The sequence below is a fragment of the Amycolatopsis sp. H20-H5 genome (assembly GCF_035828755.1).
GTDB lineage: Bacteria > Actinomycetota > Actinomycetes > Mycobacteriales > Pseudonocardiaceae > Amycolatopsis.
On sequence record NZ_JAYMZS010000006.1, the window covers coordinates 104,116 to 118,458 of the forward strand.

At 70.3% G+C, this 14,343-nt stretch carries 10 protein-coding genes; 3 read left to right on the forward strand and 7 right to left on the reverse strand.

Annotation, left to right across the window (positions count from 1 at the left end; genetic code table 11):
• Window positions 1-449: 449 nt before the first annotated feature.
• Window positions 450-2,672 (reverse strand): DUF6049 family protein, encoded by a 2,223-nt coding sequence (locus QMK34_RS04965; RefSeq protein ID WP_326411989.1) that lies wholly within the window; start codon window positions 2,670-2,672, stop codon window positions 450-452.
• Window positions 2,669-3,193 (reverse strand): NUDIX hydrolase, encoded by a 525-nt coding sequence (locus QMK34_RS04970; RefSeq protein ID WP_326411991.1) that lies wholly within the window; start codon window positions 3,191-3,193, stop codon window positions 2,669-2,671. Before QMK34_RS04970 ends, QMK34_RS04965 begins: the two co-directional genes overlap by 4 nt.
• A gap of 113 nt (window positions 3,194-3,306) precedes the next feature.
• Here QMK34_RS04970 and QMK34_RS04975 point away from each other — a divergent pair, with 113 nt between their 5' ends.
• The gene (locus tag QMK34_RS04975; protein WP_442785102.1) at window positions 3,307-4,740 is read left to right on the forward strand and encodes a CCA tRNA nucleotidyltransferase; all 1,434 of its coding nucleotides are present in this window, start codon (window positions 3,307-3,309) and stop codon (window positions 4,738-4,740) included.
• Here the strand turns inward: QMK34_RS04975 and QMK34_RS04980 are convergent.
• From QMK34_RS04980 to QMK34_RS04990, 3 genes are read right to left on the reverse strand one after another with little or no spacing between them, the layout of a single operon-like run.
• Window positions 4,737-5,087, reverse strand: coding sequence for a hypothetical protein (locus QMK34_RS04980; RefSeq protein WP_326411996.1), 351 nt, complete (start codon window positions 5,085-5,087; stop codon window positions 4,737-4,739). The genes QMK34_RS04975 and QMK34_RS04980 overlap by 4 nt on opposite strands.
• A gap of 43 nt (window positions 5,088-5,130) precedes the next feature.
• The gene (locus QMK34_RS04985; protein WP_326411998.1) at window positions 5,131-5,397 is read right to left on the reverse strand and encodes a hypothetical protein; all 267 of its coding nucleotides are present in this window, start codon (window positions 5,395-5,397) and stop codon (window positions 5,131-5,133) included.
• Window positions 5,397-6,824: an AAA family ATPase gene (locus QMK34_RS04990; RefSeq protein WP_326412000.1), complete on the reverse strand. Its 1,428-nt coding sequence runs from the start codon at window positions 6,822-6,824 to the stop codon at window positions 5,397-5,399. The genes QMK34_RS04985 and QMK34_RS04990 overlap by 1 nt, the downstream gene beginning before the upstream one ends.
• A gap of 282 nt (window positions 6,825-7,106) precedes the next feature.
• Between QMK34_RS04990 and QMK34_RS04995 the strand changes: the two genes are divergently transcribed.
• Window positions 7,107-8,441, forward strand: coding sequence for a sensor histidine kinase (locus QMK34_RS04995; protein WP_326412003.1), 1,335 nt, complete (start codon window positions 7,107-7,109; stop codon window positions 8,439-8,441).
• Window positions 8,442-8,453: 12 nt separating this feature from the next.
• On the forward strand, window positions 8,454-9,326 hold the full coding sequence (locus tag QMK34_RS05000) for a class I SAM-dependent methyltransferase (protein ID WP_326412006.1): 873 nt from the start codon (window positions 8,454-8,456) through the stop codon (window positions 9,324-9,326).
• Window positions 9,327-9,333: 7 nt separating this feature from the next.
• Here QMK34_RS05000 and QMK34_RS05005 read toward each other — a convergent pair whose 3' ends face one another.
• Both QMK34_RS05005 and QMK34_RS05010 read right to left on the reverse strand, forming a co-directional pair.
• Complete coding sequence (locus QMK34_RS05005; protein ID WP_326412008.1) at window positions 9,334-11,268, reverse strand: TNT domain-containing protein; 1,935 nt, start codon at window positions 11,266-11,268, stop codon at window positions 9,334-9,336.
• 36 nt (window positions 11,269-11,304) lie between these two features.
• The gene (locus QMK34_RS05010) at window positions 11,305-14,331 is read right to left on the reverse strand and encodes an ADP-ribosylglycohydrolase family protein (RefSeq protein WP_326412011.1); all 3,027 of its coding nucleotides are present in this window, start codon (window positions 14,329-14,331) and stop codon (window positions 11,305-11,307) included.
• Window positions 14,332-14,343: the final 12 nt, after the last annotated feature.

Consider the following 14,343-nt stretch of genomic DNA (forward strand, 5'->3'; position numbering starts at 1 on the left):
GGCAACGGCTGGCGCCTGGTCGGCGCGGGTCCCCCGCCGGGGGGAGGCACGACCGGCGCGCCGCGGCCGTTCACCGGCGGTGGCGGGGCGGGCGCGAGCCGCCGGGTCTGCTCTGCCCTGGACGGGATCCGCTGGGGCCGCGCGTCCGGTGGCGGCGCCTGGCGCGGCCGCTCGCCGCGGACCGGCGGAAGCGGTGGCTGCGGCGGTGGCTGGCGGCGTTCTCCCTGGTCCGGGCGCTCGGCGCGGGGCGGGCGCTGGGGCCCGTCGTCCCGGTCAGAGCGCCTGGGCGGGGGGCTATCTTCACGACGAGGACGACCCGCACGCTCGGGTGATGAGCCCGGCTCTTTGTTCAACGCGTGCCCAATCCTCAGTGCTCGGTCTGGAGTGCCTCAGCGCTTCGCCGCTGGGACACCGGTCGACCCAGGGTAATCGGCGACGGCCGAAAACACTCAAACCCCGGCGTGCTCGGTCTCCTTCGCGAGCTTGCTCGCCTTGCTTTCCTTCACCCGGCGATAGATGCGGCGGGCGGACAGCAGCAGCAGCGCGGCGCCCGCGACCACGGTGACGATGATCGTGATGGCCCCGTACTCGGTGGAGGTCAGCTCGAATCGGGTGGCCGACCCCAGTTTCGTCCCCGCCGGGGTGCTCAGCGACACGTCGACGCTGAACCGGCCCGCACGCAGGGCCTCGACCGGGATGTACAGGTTCAGCGCGCCGTTGGCCGGGAAGGGCCTGTCACTCACGGTCTCCGGCCGCAGCCCGGCGTTGTTGCCCAGCGCGATCCGCACGGTGATCCCGACCGGCAGCCCGTTGGTGACGTGCACCGGCAGCGGTGACGCGCCCGAGGCCAGCGCGATGGTCTGTCTCGGCTGGTCGATGGTCACCTGGCCGCGCAGGGCGTCGAGCTCGGCCTGGGCGTTCGCGGTGGCCGTGTCCGCGCCGGCGACGCCCCGCCACGCCGTGGAGGAGGCCCGCAGGAGCCCGGTCCGGACCGGGCCGATCAGGTCGGCGGGCTGCACCCTGGTCCCGACGTCGACGGTCATCGCCGAGGTGAGCCCGGCGGCGTCCCTGTCGATGGCGGACATCGCGTTGAGCACGTCCGCGCTGGTGGTGGCGGTGAGCTCGCCGATGCTGTCGTTGGCCGAGGCGGTGCCCGCCGGATCCTTGTCCAGCAGCTGCGGCAGCCCGGTCGCGGTCACCAGACCGGCGTCCAGGTAGTCGCGCAGCCGCTGCACGAAGTTGGTGAGCTCGACCTGAGGGATGTCCCACCGCCGGGGCGGGGCGACCAGGAACTGGCCGCGTTGCTGCGGGGTGGCCGTCCCACCCAGCCCGGCGCGGAAGGCGAGCGCGGCCAGGCCGTTCTCGGTGGCTATCTGCGGCAGTGCTGTAGAAGTAGTTGTAGAAGTGGCTGCAGAAGCGACAGTCGTCCCGGACAGCGCGCTGGAGATCAGCGAGTCGATCGGCTGGGCCCGCAGGCCGGAGTCGGCGAGGGTGACCGCGCCGGTCACCGGTGACGAGGTCTGGAGCTTGCCGGAGTCGGTGAGCACCGTCTTCACACCCGCCTTGGCGAGCGCGGCCTGTGCCTGGGCGTCGAGCGTGCCGTCGGGCCAGAGGACACCTTCGCGTGGCTGGACGCCGAGCAGCTTCTGGATGACGGCCGGGCCGCCGAGCGCCTCGCCGACCAGCGCGGTGTCGGGGGTGCCCCCGGCGCGGACCTTGGTCAGCGCCGTCAGATCGGCGTCGGCGAACGGCATGGTGACCGTGCAGTGCCCGGCGACGAGCGCCTTCAGCCCGGCCAGCCAGTCCTTGGCGACTCCGACGCCCTTGCCCTGGACCGGCCCGCTCCCGGTGCGCACCTGGTAGCCGCGGGTCATCGCGTCGACGGTCTGGATCAGGTCCGGGTCGATCGCGAAGCACAGCGCCGTCGACAGCCTGGAGTCGTCCTGAGCCGTCCTGGCGGCGGTGAGCAGCGAATACAGCCGCCCGCCCTGGCTGAGTGCGTCGGCGAGCCGGTCGTCGTCCATGGTCATCGCGCCGCCGAACGGGGCCGAGGTGACGTGCGGCACGCTGTCGGTGAACGGCCACAGCAGGCTCAGCCCGGCGGGTTTCGGCGGGGACGACGGCTTCGGCTTGCCGGGCGCGCCGAGCACCGGCAGCAGCATGCTGACCGCGCCCAGCCGAGCCTGTCCACTGAACTCCGGCGTGCCGTTGACATTGACGAGCAGCGGGTACACCCCGGGCTTGGTCAGCTGCAGCGTGCGCAGGCCACCGCCGACGACCGGGACGGTGACGAGCAGCGGCGCGCTCTGCCCCGGCTCGAGGGTGTCGGACAGCGGCTGGAAACCGGACCGGGAGACGTCGTTGAACGGGTTGCCGGCCAGCGCGTCGGTGAACTGGCGCTCGGTGGCCTCCCGCTCCCCGACCTGCAGCTGGACCTGCAGCTTGCTGATCCGGCGGTCGCCGATGTTGGTGACCTTGCCGGAGACGGTCAGCGTGGTCGAGTTCGAGTCGATCAGGCGCGGGTTCACCTGGTCGAGGTCCAGCCGCAGCCGGGGCGGCTCCTGGGCGGGCTGGAGCGGGTTGGGCTGGGCCTGCACCTGCGCGGCCACCCCAGACAGGGCGGGCACGCACAGGAACAGGATGGCTAGAACTCCGGCGGCGAACCGCTTCACTCAGGTGCTCCCTCGGCGGCGCGCTGTTCTCGGTCGAAGAGTTCCTTGGCCTTGCGGACGAGCCTGCGTTCGTCCGAGTAGGCGAGCGTGGTCTCCAGCTCGGTCACCGGCACCCAGGCCACCTCGGTGACCTCGATGTCCTCGTCCGACAGTTCGCCGCCGGTGGCTTCGAGCAGGAAGTGGTGCACGGTCTTGTGGACGCGGCGGCGTTCGGCCACGAACCAGTAGTCGATGGTGCCCAGTGGCTGCAGCACTCGCGCGGAGATGCCGGTTTCCTCCCGCACCTCGCGCATGGCCGTCTGTTCCACCGTTTCACCGTCCTCGATGTGGCCCTTGGGCAGCGACCACAGCAGTTTGCCGTGCCGGTCGAGCCTGCCGATCAGAGCCGCATTCTGCCGGTCGGCGTCCATCACCAGGCCACCGGCCGAGGTCTCGTCGACGGTGTTCAGCCGTCGCCCGCGCTGGCGCCTCCGCCGGCGACCCGGCTTCGACGCGCCGGTGCGGCCGGCTGATCCAGACATGCTGCGATGCTAGAGCAAACGGCCGCACGGGTACGCTGGCTCTCCGTGTCCGTGTTGATCGGTGTTCGTAGTAAGTGCACCTCCATCGTGGTGGGATTTCCGTGAACGACCTGATGGCCCAGCAGAGTGCGGTGACGGAACTGATGCGCATGTCCCCGCTGGCGGAGGAACTCGCAGCCCGTTTCGCCCAGGCTGGGCACAGCCTGTACCTGGTCGGCGGCAGCGTCCGTGACGCGCTGCTCGGCCGGACTTCGAACGACCTCGACTTCACCACCGACGCCCGGCCGGACCGGGTGCTGCAGATCGTCAGCGACTGGGGCGACGCGATCTGGGACGTCGGGATCGCCTTCGGCACGGTCGGTGTCACGAAGAAGGGCCTCACGCTCGAGATCACCACGTTCCGCGCGGACAGCTACGACGGCGTCGGCCGCAACCCCGAGGTCACCTTCGGGGAGAGCATCGAAGGCGATTTGCTGCGGCGTGACTTCTCGGTCAACGCGATGGCGGTCGACCTGTCGACGAAGGCGTTCATCGACCCGCACGACGGGCTGCACGCGCTGCGCGCCAAGGTGCTCGACACGCCCGCGACCCCGCAGGAGTCCTTCGCCGACGATCCGTTGCGCATGCTGCGGGCCGCGCGGTTCGCCGCGCAGCTCGGGTTCGTCGCCGCGCCGCGCGTGGTCGAGGCGATGACGTCGATGGCGCCGGAGATCCAGCGGATCACCGCCGAGCGGGTGCAGGCGGAGCTGTCGAAGCTACTGCTCGCGCCCGACCCGCGGCCGGGTCTCGAGCTGCTCGTGGACACCGGGCTCGGCGAGCAGGTGCTCCCCGAGGTGCCCGGCATGCGGCTGGCGATCGATGAGCACCACCAGCACAAGGACGTCTACGAGCACTCGCTGACCGTGCTCGCCCAGGCGATCGACCTGGAGACCAGCCACGAGCCGCAGTCGGGGCCGGATCTGATCCTGCGGCTGGCCGCGCTGCTGCACGACATCGGCAAGCCCGCGACGCGGGAGTTCCAGCCCGGCGGCGGCGTGAGCTTCCACCACCACGAGGTGGTCGGCGCGAAGATGGTCCGCAAACGTTTGCGGTCGCTCAAGTTCTCGAAGCAGATCGTCGACGACGTCTCCCAGCTCGTGTTCCTCCACCTGCGGTTTCACGGCTATGGCAAGGGCGAGTGGACCGATTCCGCCGTCCGCCGCTACGTCACCGACGCCAGCGACCTGCTGCCCCGGCTGCACAAGCTCGTCCGGGCGGACTGCACCACACGCAACAAGCGCAAGGCGGCCGCGCTCCAGGCGACCTACGACGATCTCGAGTCCCGGATCGCCCTGATCGCCGAGCAGGAGGACCTCGCGCGCGTCCGGCCGGATCTCGACGGCAACGAGATCATGAAGCTGCTCGGGCTCAAGCCGGGGCCGGACGTCGGCCGGGCGTGGAAGTTCCTCAAGGAGCTGCGGCTCGACCGCGGGCCGCTGGAGCACGACGTCGCCGTCGGCGAGCTCAAGCAGTGGGCTGTCGAGCAGGGACTCACCCCACCGGCCTAACCCGACACTCGGTGAGAGCCCCGAAGGATGCTCGCCGCGGCGACCTCGATGTCCGTGATGAGTCGTTGCCAGCTGGACAACTTGACGATCGGACCGTCATGGTCGAGTCGTTCCAAAAGCTGTCGTCTTTGCTGATTGAAGCGCTGGGCTTCGCGTTCGCGGCGCCTGCCAGTGGAGGCCGAAGCCGCTAAAAGGGCACATTTCAGGAGGTCTTTGGGGTCGGCGAGCTTCTCAATCTCATGAAGCTTGGGCAGGTGAAGGGGGTGTCGTGCCCGTGGGTTGCCGGCGACCTGCCTGATGCTCGACTCGTCGAGTAAGAGCCAGGCTTCGGTCATCCGGATCGGCACGATCGGACAGCAGAGAACCTGGGCTGATGCTTGCGCGACCGCTTCAGCGATCTCGCGTCGTCTTTTGTCGCTTACCGACGTTGTCGGCATCGCGGTGAACTACCACCAAATCGACCTGTTGCTGCATCAGCCGGACGCCGGCGGCGACTCGAGACTTGACGTCTTTGGGCACTCTGGGCAGCTGGGCAAAGGGTGGCGAGGTCAGCCGGAGATCCATTCCGCGAGCCCGGAACAGCTCCTCCACGATCCTGGCCAAGGGTTCGTCCGAAGTGCCTTCGGCGACGAACAAGCCCTTCACAACGTTGGTCATCAGCCGACCAAATCCAACGGCAGCTTGTTCTGGACCCCCGCGGGTGAAGCGATATACACCACTAGATCCGCGTTGGTGGCCGTTATTTCGGAATTTTTCCCCCGCCAGGTGCCGACCATGGGTAGCAGCGACAAAGCGCGAGTAGTCGCGCCATCGGGTGAAGTCTGCAATCGGCTGTCAGCTACTAAGATGTCCTCACGATCGCAGATCTGAACTACGAACGGTGAGTGCGTATTGACGATAACCTGACGGAACGGATTGTCCGCGTCGGGGGTTTCGTTCGGATCGACTGCGAGGTCGCGGACAAGATCGAGCATGGCTTCGAGATTGGCCGGATGTATGCCGTTTTCTGGCTCCTCCATGCAGATGAGACCGGTCACGGTCGGATCTTCCAGTAGAACGCACAAAGCGAGGAACCGTAACGTGCCTTCTGAAAGTGCGCGGGCAGGCAGCCGCATGCCGCCACGTTCACGGAGGAACAAGGTGAGTACTTCACGTACTTGATCTGGTTCCACGCTCAAGCTCTCGACTCCGAGGTCGCCTAGATCAGCAAGTCGTCCGGCAACTCGGGCATACACGGCATCCGGATCCGGCGCGGCACCGTTCGAAACACCGTCCTGCGCGACTCGGAAAAGCGTTGCCGCGAGATGGCGTCCGTCCGGGCCGAGCGAGCGAGGATCAGCGAAGCCGTCAGGCGTCCGGAGTGCTGAGAGCTCGAGTGCGAGCCGCCGCCAGCTCTCCATTTCTCTGCGAGCGGCGAGCACCGTCGGGTGGTCGTTGGTGGAGATCGTGCTCAAGACGGTTCTCCCCGCCCGCGCCGCTGCTCTCGGCTGTGGTTTGCCGTAGCTTCCGCCGTCGCCGTGCACGTTGACGACCAGCCCACTTTCATGCTGATCGGTCGAGAGAAAGGGCCCACCGCGACGTTGGCCCAGTACAACCGCGTCCCGGAACCTCTTCGCGCTGTGTTTGAACCGGAGGTGGCTCCCGGCGTCGCCGCGGTTGATGTGTACGAGTTTTTCCGACAGCAACGACAAGCGCCCAATGCTGGCTTCGCCATCTCGCCGGAGATAGCCGAGGCTCAACTCGTAACGAAGGAACGACGTGGTGGCCGTTGCGGGCGAGCCCAGATCGTCTTCCACCGTCGCTGGGACGATCATCTCCACCGCAAGGCTCATCACACGTTCGTGATCGCGGTAGCCGTCCCAGAAGAGGTCCCGAGGATCACCGCTGCGTCCGTCCGCTGCTCCTCGAACCTTCTGCGCCGCCTCCATGAGAGTGGCGGAAGCGAGGTGGGACAGGAAGTCGATGGCGTCGAAGACGTTCGACTTGCCGATGCCGTTCGCACCCGCGATGCAGGTGAACGGCCCGAAATCGACCCGAACATCCAGCAGGTTCTTGAACCCTTGGACTTCCAGCCTGGTGAGCATGTAGCCAAGGTTAGCGCCTCGGTGACAACCGAACCTCGCTGATCGGTGTTCACGCAACGCCCACGTCTACTTACCCAGAGTCGCGATCGTCTGCAATGAGGTCGCCGTCGGCGAGCTCAAGCAGTGGGCTGTCGAGCAGGGACTCACCCCACCGGCCTAAACCATTACAAGAACGTTAGGACTCCAGGCCGAGAAACCGCACTAAGTCCCTGGTTCCGCGCGCCGATAGCCGGAATACTCCCTCCGGGCGTGGAACCAGGTATCTAGGCGGGGAGCAGAGCCATGTCCACCGAGGCGCCCGAGAGTTCGAAGTCGCCGGGTAGCGCGAGCTTCCTGGTGACCTTGCTGCGGCGGGGCACCCCCGCGCTCGCGACGGCCACCAGTGAGCTGTCCGACGAGGTCGGCGACCCGACGCCGGTCCGCGCGCTGCGGCGGATCTCGCGGATCTCGGGCACGGTCGACACCACCCAGCGTGACGGGCTGTTACTGCGGGCCGCTCGCTACGTCGTGCTCGTGCCGCTCGCTTACCGGATCGTGTCCGTGCCGGGCGCTTTCGCCGGTTTCGTCGCCACGCATCACGGCATCGGCGCGCTGCCGACCGGCCTGGTCGCGCTGGCGGCCGTCGCGCTCAACGTCTACGGCATCTTCTGGCTGCTGCGCTCGGCCCCGTTCCGCAGCGACCGGGCGGCCCAGCTGATCGCGCTCGACCTGGTGTTCACCGTCCTGGTCCAGCTGGTGGTCGCGCTGACCGTGCCGTCGGCGGTGTTCGCCGACGCGATGGCGGTGCCAGGGAAGTACCTGCTCGGCACGGTCGCCCTGCTGACGCTGGCGCTCGGCATCCCGGCGGCGGTCGCGGTCGCGGTGGCCGCGTTCCCGGTGCGGCTGGTGGCCGACCTGGTGAACAACGGCCACGTCGGGTTCACGCAGGCGCTCGGCGTCTACCCGACCATGCTCGGCGTGCTGTTCACCGCGTCGGGGGCGCTGGTGCTGGTCGGCCTCGGCACGCGGCTCGCGCTGGCCTACGGCATCCGCAACGGGCGGCTCGCCGAACGTGCCCAGCAGCACCGCATGCTGCACGACACCGTGCTCCAGACGCTGGAAGTGATCTCGCTCGGCGGGTACCACGATCCTGCCCACCGTCTCGTCGAGGTGCAGCGGCTGGCCAGGGCGCAGGCGATGGAGTTGCGGCAGCTCATCGAGACGGCGGCTTCGGATCGGGCCGAGACGGGGTCGCGGCCGCTGGGCGAGAAGCTGGCGACCCTCGCCGCCGAGATGGCCAGGGACGGCCTGCGCGCGCAGCTGGTGATCTCCGAGCTCGACGACGACACGCTGTCCGAGGTCCGCCAGATCGCCATCCGCGACGCCGTGCGCGAGGCGCTGCGCAACACGATGAAGCACGCCGGGACGGATCAGGTGGTCGTGCGCGTCGAGGAGCGTGCGGGCGGGATCGCGGTGATCACCCGCGACCACGGGACCGGCTTCAGCCCCGAGGCGCGGCCCGCCGGATTCGGCATCAGCGAGTCCATCACCGCACGGCTTTCGGAGGTCGGCGGCACGGCGACGGTGGAATCCAACCCGGGTAAGGGGACCCGCGTGACGTTGTGGGTGCCGTTCTGAACAATCGGGGTCATGACGACAACTGACGTCCTCACCGACGCGCTGACCGCGTACCGCGAAGGGGACACCGAAGCCGCGGCCGGACACGCCGCGAAGGCGGACTCCCGCCTCGGGACCGAGCTGGCCACCTACCTGGCGGGGAACACCGGCGGACCGGTGTACGACCAGCCCGCCGCGTTCACCGCGTTCATCCGCGGCGGCGGGAACCTCGAGCTCTACCGGCGGCTCAGCGCGGAGCTGGCCAGGCGCTACGACGACACCCGGCCCGAGTCCCTGCTCGACCTCGGCTGCGGCGACGGGCTCGCGGTGGTGCCCGCGCTGGAGCTGGCCACCCACGTGCCCGCCAGGATCGACCTCGTCGAGCCCTCCACCGCGCTGCTGGACGCCGCGAGCGAGCGGCTCGACGCGCTGGACGTCGAGGTCAGCACGTTCGACGACGACGCGCAGGACTTCCTGATGATGGACGCCGCCAGCGAGTGGGCGCTGACGCAGTCGACGTTCGCGCTGCAGTCGATCCCGCCCGCGGACCGGGCCGAGGTCCTGCGGACGCTGCGGCCGCGCACCGGGACGTTGCTGCTGGCCGAGTTCGACGTCCCGGAGTACACCGAGGGCTCGCCGGAGTTCCTGCGTTCGCTCGTCACCCGGTACGAGCGCGGGATCGCCGAGTACGGCGAGCAGGCTTCGCTGGTCGCGCAGGGTTTCCTGCTGCCGGTGCTGCTCGGCCTTGTCAACGCCGTGAACGCCACCGCGGGCCGGACGAACTGGGAGCAGCCCGCGTCGGCCTGGGTCGCCGAGCTCGAGGAAGCGGGATACGCCGAGGTCGGCGTCGAGCTGCTCGCCGACTACTGGTGGTCCCCCGCCGTCCTGATCACCGCGAGCAGCTGAGCGGACTTCAGACTCGGCTCAGCGCGCCGTTCTCGACGTGCTGGGCGATGGGCCGCGGCAGCACGTAGGCCGTCGCGCCACCGGGCTGACCGCCCCACGGCGCTGCGGTCCCGGTCAGTACCCGCAGCGGGCGCTGGACGCGGTAGAGCCGCCGGTCGCGTTCACGTTCGAACGCCAGTGACGTCTCGGCGAACCGCGCGGAGGCCGTGTGCACGACGTTGCCCGTCTCGGGGCCGAACCGCTGCACCGTGCTCCCCGCGGGCAGCACGACGATCCGCTTGCCGCGGTAGAACGTCAGCGGCGGCTCGCCCCGCAGCGGCAGGATCGGCCAGTCCACCGGCGCGTCGGCGGGCTGTGCCGTCTCTTCGGGCGCACCGGCGGCCGCGCGGGCCGGATAGAGCAGCAGCGTCCCGAGCAGAAACCGCGCGGCCTCCTCCAGGTGCTCGAAGGCCACCGGCTCGTCGGTCGGCGGCCGGGATACCTCCCAGCCGTTCTCGGCCTTGCGCAACGTCCAGACGCCGTCCGCGGGCAGGGCGCCGATCCGGTACGCCGTGGGCGCGACGCCGTGCTCGGCGAGCCGCTGGTGCAGCACGGTCAGCGCGTCGGCGGCCCGGAGGTCCCTGGCGGGTTCACCCTCCCGGGCGATCCGAGACAGCACGTCCTCGTCGGGCAGGTCGCTCTCGGACCGCGCCGGGCGCGGCTTGCCGAGGATCTCCGCCTCGGCCGTCGCGCGCAGCCGATCGCTCACATACGGCGGCCGGAACCCGCTCGCGCGGATGTGCTCGACCAGCTCCGGCTCCGGCGGCACCCCGTATTTGCGCAGGTAGTGCGGCACGGCGGCGGGCCAGATCCAGCTGCCGTCGGTGTGGAAGGCGTTCGGCACGTCGGCCGGGCCGCCGGGGGTGAAGATGTCCGGCTGCGGTCCGGGCCGCGTCACCGCGACGGGTGAACGGAACAGGTAGTCGAGCACGCCACGGACCGCCTCCGGCGCCAGCGGCGGGCGGGTGAGGACGGGCCGCTCGCCCTCGTTGTGCGCGTCGACGACCTTCGCGTGCCGGAACTCGACGTCCAGCGGCAGCCCGGCCTTCGCGGCCAGCCAGGCCGGGAGGTGCTTCGAGTCGCGCGGGAAGGTCGCCAGTTCGGCGGCGTACGACCGCGGCGACGGGCGGCCGCCCTCGTTGGGGGCCAGCCGCCAGTTCGGCTCATTCTCCGCGTCGAAGTCGAAGTCGAACTGGGACGCCGAGTCGAGGGTGAACGTGCCCTGGAACCAGGTGCCCGTCCCCGGTCGGCACATCGCCGCGCGCAGGCGGACGAACAGGGCGCTGAGCTGCGGCGGAGCCGAGATCGACACGGACACCGACCCGCTGCCCTCGTCGCCGACCGAGCGGACCTCCAGCTCGGCGTAGTCGCCGACCTGGCGGAACTGGGCGCCGACGCGCTGCCAGCCCGCGGGCAGCACCCGGAGCAGGGTGCGCCCTATCCCGCGCAGCAGCGCCGACTGATCACCCGTGCCGGGCCCGGCGTCCTCTTCGGCAGGCTCCTCGGCGAAGTCGTGGCGTGCCTGCCACAGCCCTGTCACCTGCTTGGGTGACACCGAAGTGGAGAAGTCGACCAGGCCCAGCTCGGCCGCCCGCGCCGGATCCTGGCCGGTCCAGCGCAGGGTCAGCTCGGTCCCGCCGGTGTGCGGCGCGACCTGGTAGATCTCGTCGTCGTAGCGGCAGTGCGTTTGCAGGCTGAACGTCGTGCTCGCTTCGCCGTCCGGCACGACCCTGGCGGGACGGCCCTCCCACTCGCGGTCGAACCCCTCGGGCGTTTCTTCGCCCTCCAGCACGACGAGCAGCAACGTGCCGTCCTCAGTGGACCGCTGTGCGCTGTACACACTTTCGTGCCAGGCGGCGTAAAGCCCGTCCGGCCGGTCAGCGGCTTCTACCCGGTAACGCAAACCAGTTCCCTCCCCTCTCCCCCAAGCCCGGCTAATCTAGTGCGCCGGGTAACGCCGGTACCACTCGTCGTGCACGGGCGCGTCCGGCCCGAACTCGGCGAGCGCGTCGTCGGCGAGTGTCCCGATGACCTCCCGCAGTTCCAGCCGCTCCAGCAGGTCCTGGCGCAGGGCCTCCTCGCCGTACAGCGCGCCGACGAGGTTGCCGCACATCGAGCCGGTGGAGTCGCTGTCGCCGCTGTGGTTGACGGACGCGAGCAGCGCGGTGTTCGCGTCCGTGGTGGCCAGCGCGACGTACACCGCCATCGACAACGCCGTCTCGCCGATGTTCCCCTCGCCGAGCGTCTCCAGCTTCTCCGGCGTCGGCTGGCCGTCCCGCGCGAGCTTCAGCGCCTGCTCCAGCGCGACCGTCTGCTCCTCGTGCCCGGGATGTTTGACCAACTCCGCCCGTGCCGCCACGACCGCGTCGAGCAGCGGTTTCCCGTGCAGCAGCTGGTTCATGATCACCGCGAACGCGCCGGAGGACAGGAACCCGCTCGGGTGGCCGTGGGTGAGCGCCGCGCTCGCCGCGCCGACCGTGAACACCTCCGCGAGGTCGTCGGACCACAGCGCGATCGGCGCGGCCCGCATCACCCCGCCGCAGCCCTTGGAGTTGTTGACCGGCCGGTCGACGCTCGCGCGCACGCCCGTCTTGCCGTAGGCCTCCAGCTCGCTGAAGCAGGTCAGCCCCGGCGCGCGGCGGCTGAACAGCTGCCCGTGGGAGATCAGCCAGCCGTCGGGCTCTTCGGTGGTGTCCTGCGGGCCGCGGGCCCTCGGCCATGGCACGCCCTGGGTGTGGAGCCAGCGCTGATAGGCCAGCTGCAGCGACTCGGTGAGGTCGGCTGGCAGGCCGCGCCTCGCCTGCGCGTGGGCCCTGATCAGCGCTTCGACGGTGAGCAGCGTCATCTGCGTGTCGTCGGTGATCCGGCCGACGCCGCCGTAGGCCGGGATGAAGTCGGTGATCCCGGCCGGTCCGGTGAGCTCGCGGATGCGGTCGATCGAGTCGAACTCGGTCTTCGCGCCCAGCGCGTCGCCGATCGCCCCGGCCAGCAGGCTGCCACGCAACCGGGACCGCGGTTCGATCGTGGGCGCCACGTCCCGGGTGAAGTACCCGAAGGCCTCGTTCGAGACCTGGTCCAGGAGGCCGAGCGGGGTCAGCGACTTCACCCACTCGGGTGGTAAGCCGGGAACGCCGAGCCTCGCCCCGAGGAGGGCTCCGGCGAGCGCGCCCGCGATCGGCCCGGCGCGGGTGGCCAGCGTCAGCGCGCGTTCGGGGTCGTGGTCCCACCTCGTCGCGGCGAACAGCGCGCGGCCGAGCACCGACAGCGGGGTGCGGCCGTCGTCGATCCCGTCGAACCGGACGTCATCTTGGATACTGCCGTCGGCGTTCCGGTCTTGCCGCAGCGCGACGACGGACTTGGCCAGCTCGCCGACCGCCGCGAAGTCCTCGTGTTCACTCAGCCGGGTCAGGAAGTGCCACAGGGGCCGCCGCCCGTCGGCCGGGCGGAGCACCTGGCGGAACAGCCACACCAGCGCGTCCGTGGCCAGGCCGACCTCGGTGCCCGAGGCGACCGCGCCGATCATTTCGCGGACGACCTCGCGGGTGTAGCCGTCGTTGTCGACCTCGTCGGAGGGCACGCCGCCGCTCACCGCCGCGGGCAGCGCGGCCGCGAGGAGCGTGGAGAACTCGGCGGGCGCCGGGCCCGCGTCCGCGGTCGCCATGGTCAGCCAGCTGTCCGGCCGTCCGACCGTGGGCAGGGCGGCCGGGATGCCGCCGGGCGCCGGGACCGGCGGCAGGCCGCGGATCAGCGACTCGGTGTGCAGCAACAGCTGCCGCGTCAGCCCGCCGAGCGGCAGCTCGCCCGACGCGCCGGAGCCGAGCGCGTCGCCGATCGCGAAGCCGACGTACGCGCCGAGAAGCCGGTGCCAGGCGATGTCGCACTCCGCGATGCCCTGCGTCGCGAACTTGCCGAGCGTCCACGGCACGGGGTCGGCGTCGCCGTCCGGCGTCCGGTGCGTGACCAGTCCGTTCGCGAAGAGGTCGGCGGGCGGGCTCGTCCCGGTTCGCTGGTAGCAGTAACCGCGGGCGTAGGTCAGGCACTCTTCGACGCTGAGCGCGTAGCCGTTCTTCCTGGCGCGCTGCCCGGCTTCGGTGAGTCGTGCACGCAGGTTAGTGACCGTTTCGTCGCCGAATTCCGCGGCCAGCTGGGGAAAGGACACCGCCAGCTCGGCCGGGACCTCGTCGGCGGGCGCGCGTTCCCGGTCCGGGTGCGGCGCGGGTCCACTGGCCCCGGCCACGACGTTCGCGGGCAGCGACATCGCCCAGCGGCCGTCCTGGTCGATCAGCAGGCCCATTCCCGGCTTGTCCCGCAGCAGCACCCTGGGCTGGATGCGGCGCCACCCGGCCGTGTTCCCGGGCATCGCCTCCGGCGCCGTGTAGACCAGGAACCGCCGGTCCGAGGTGATCGCGGCCCCGCTCGTGTCGATCGCGAGCAGCACGTCGAGGTCCAGCAGCATCGCGACGAACCGGGTCTCGTCGAGCCAGCCCGCCTTGACGTAGCCGAGCAGTTTTCCGACGTCGTCCGCCGATTCCGGACAGCCCGCGAACCGAGGCCCCGGCCGGTACTCCGCGTTGTCGCGGTGCACACCGGTCGGCTTGCCGTGCAGCGTGCGCTGCTCCCAGCCGAGCACCGCGGCGCGCGGCACCGTCAGCTCGGGAAACGCGGCCGGGTCGAACTCGGGGTCGACGACCTCGAGCCACTCGGTCAGGCTCTCCACCGCCTGGTCCTGGGTGGGTTCGCCGCCGCCGTCGGGCACGAACACCACCGGATCGGGGAACAGGCCCCGGCCCGGATCGGTCCCGTCGAGCCAGCCGACGGAGTTGTACGTGACAGTCCAGCCGTCGGTCGCGCGGACGACGTGCTCCGCGCGGATCCGCAGCGCGGCCGTACCGCCCGCCGTCAGGTCCCCGTCCGGCGAGGTCCGCAGCCATTCCTGGGCACGGTGGACGGCTTCCTCTGCGTTCATGCTCCCCATCCT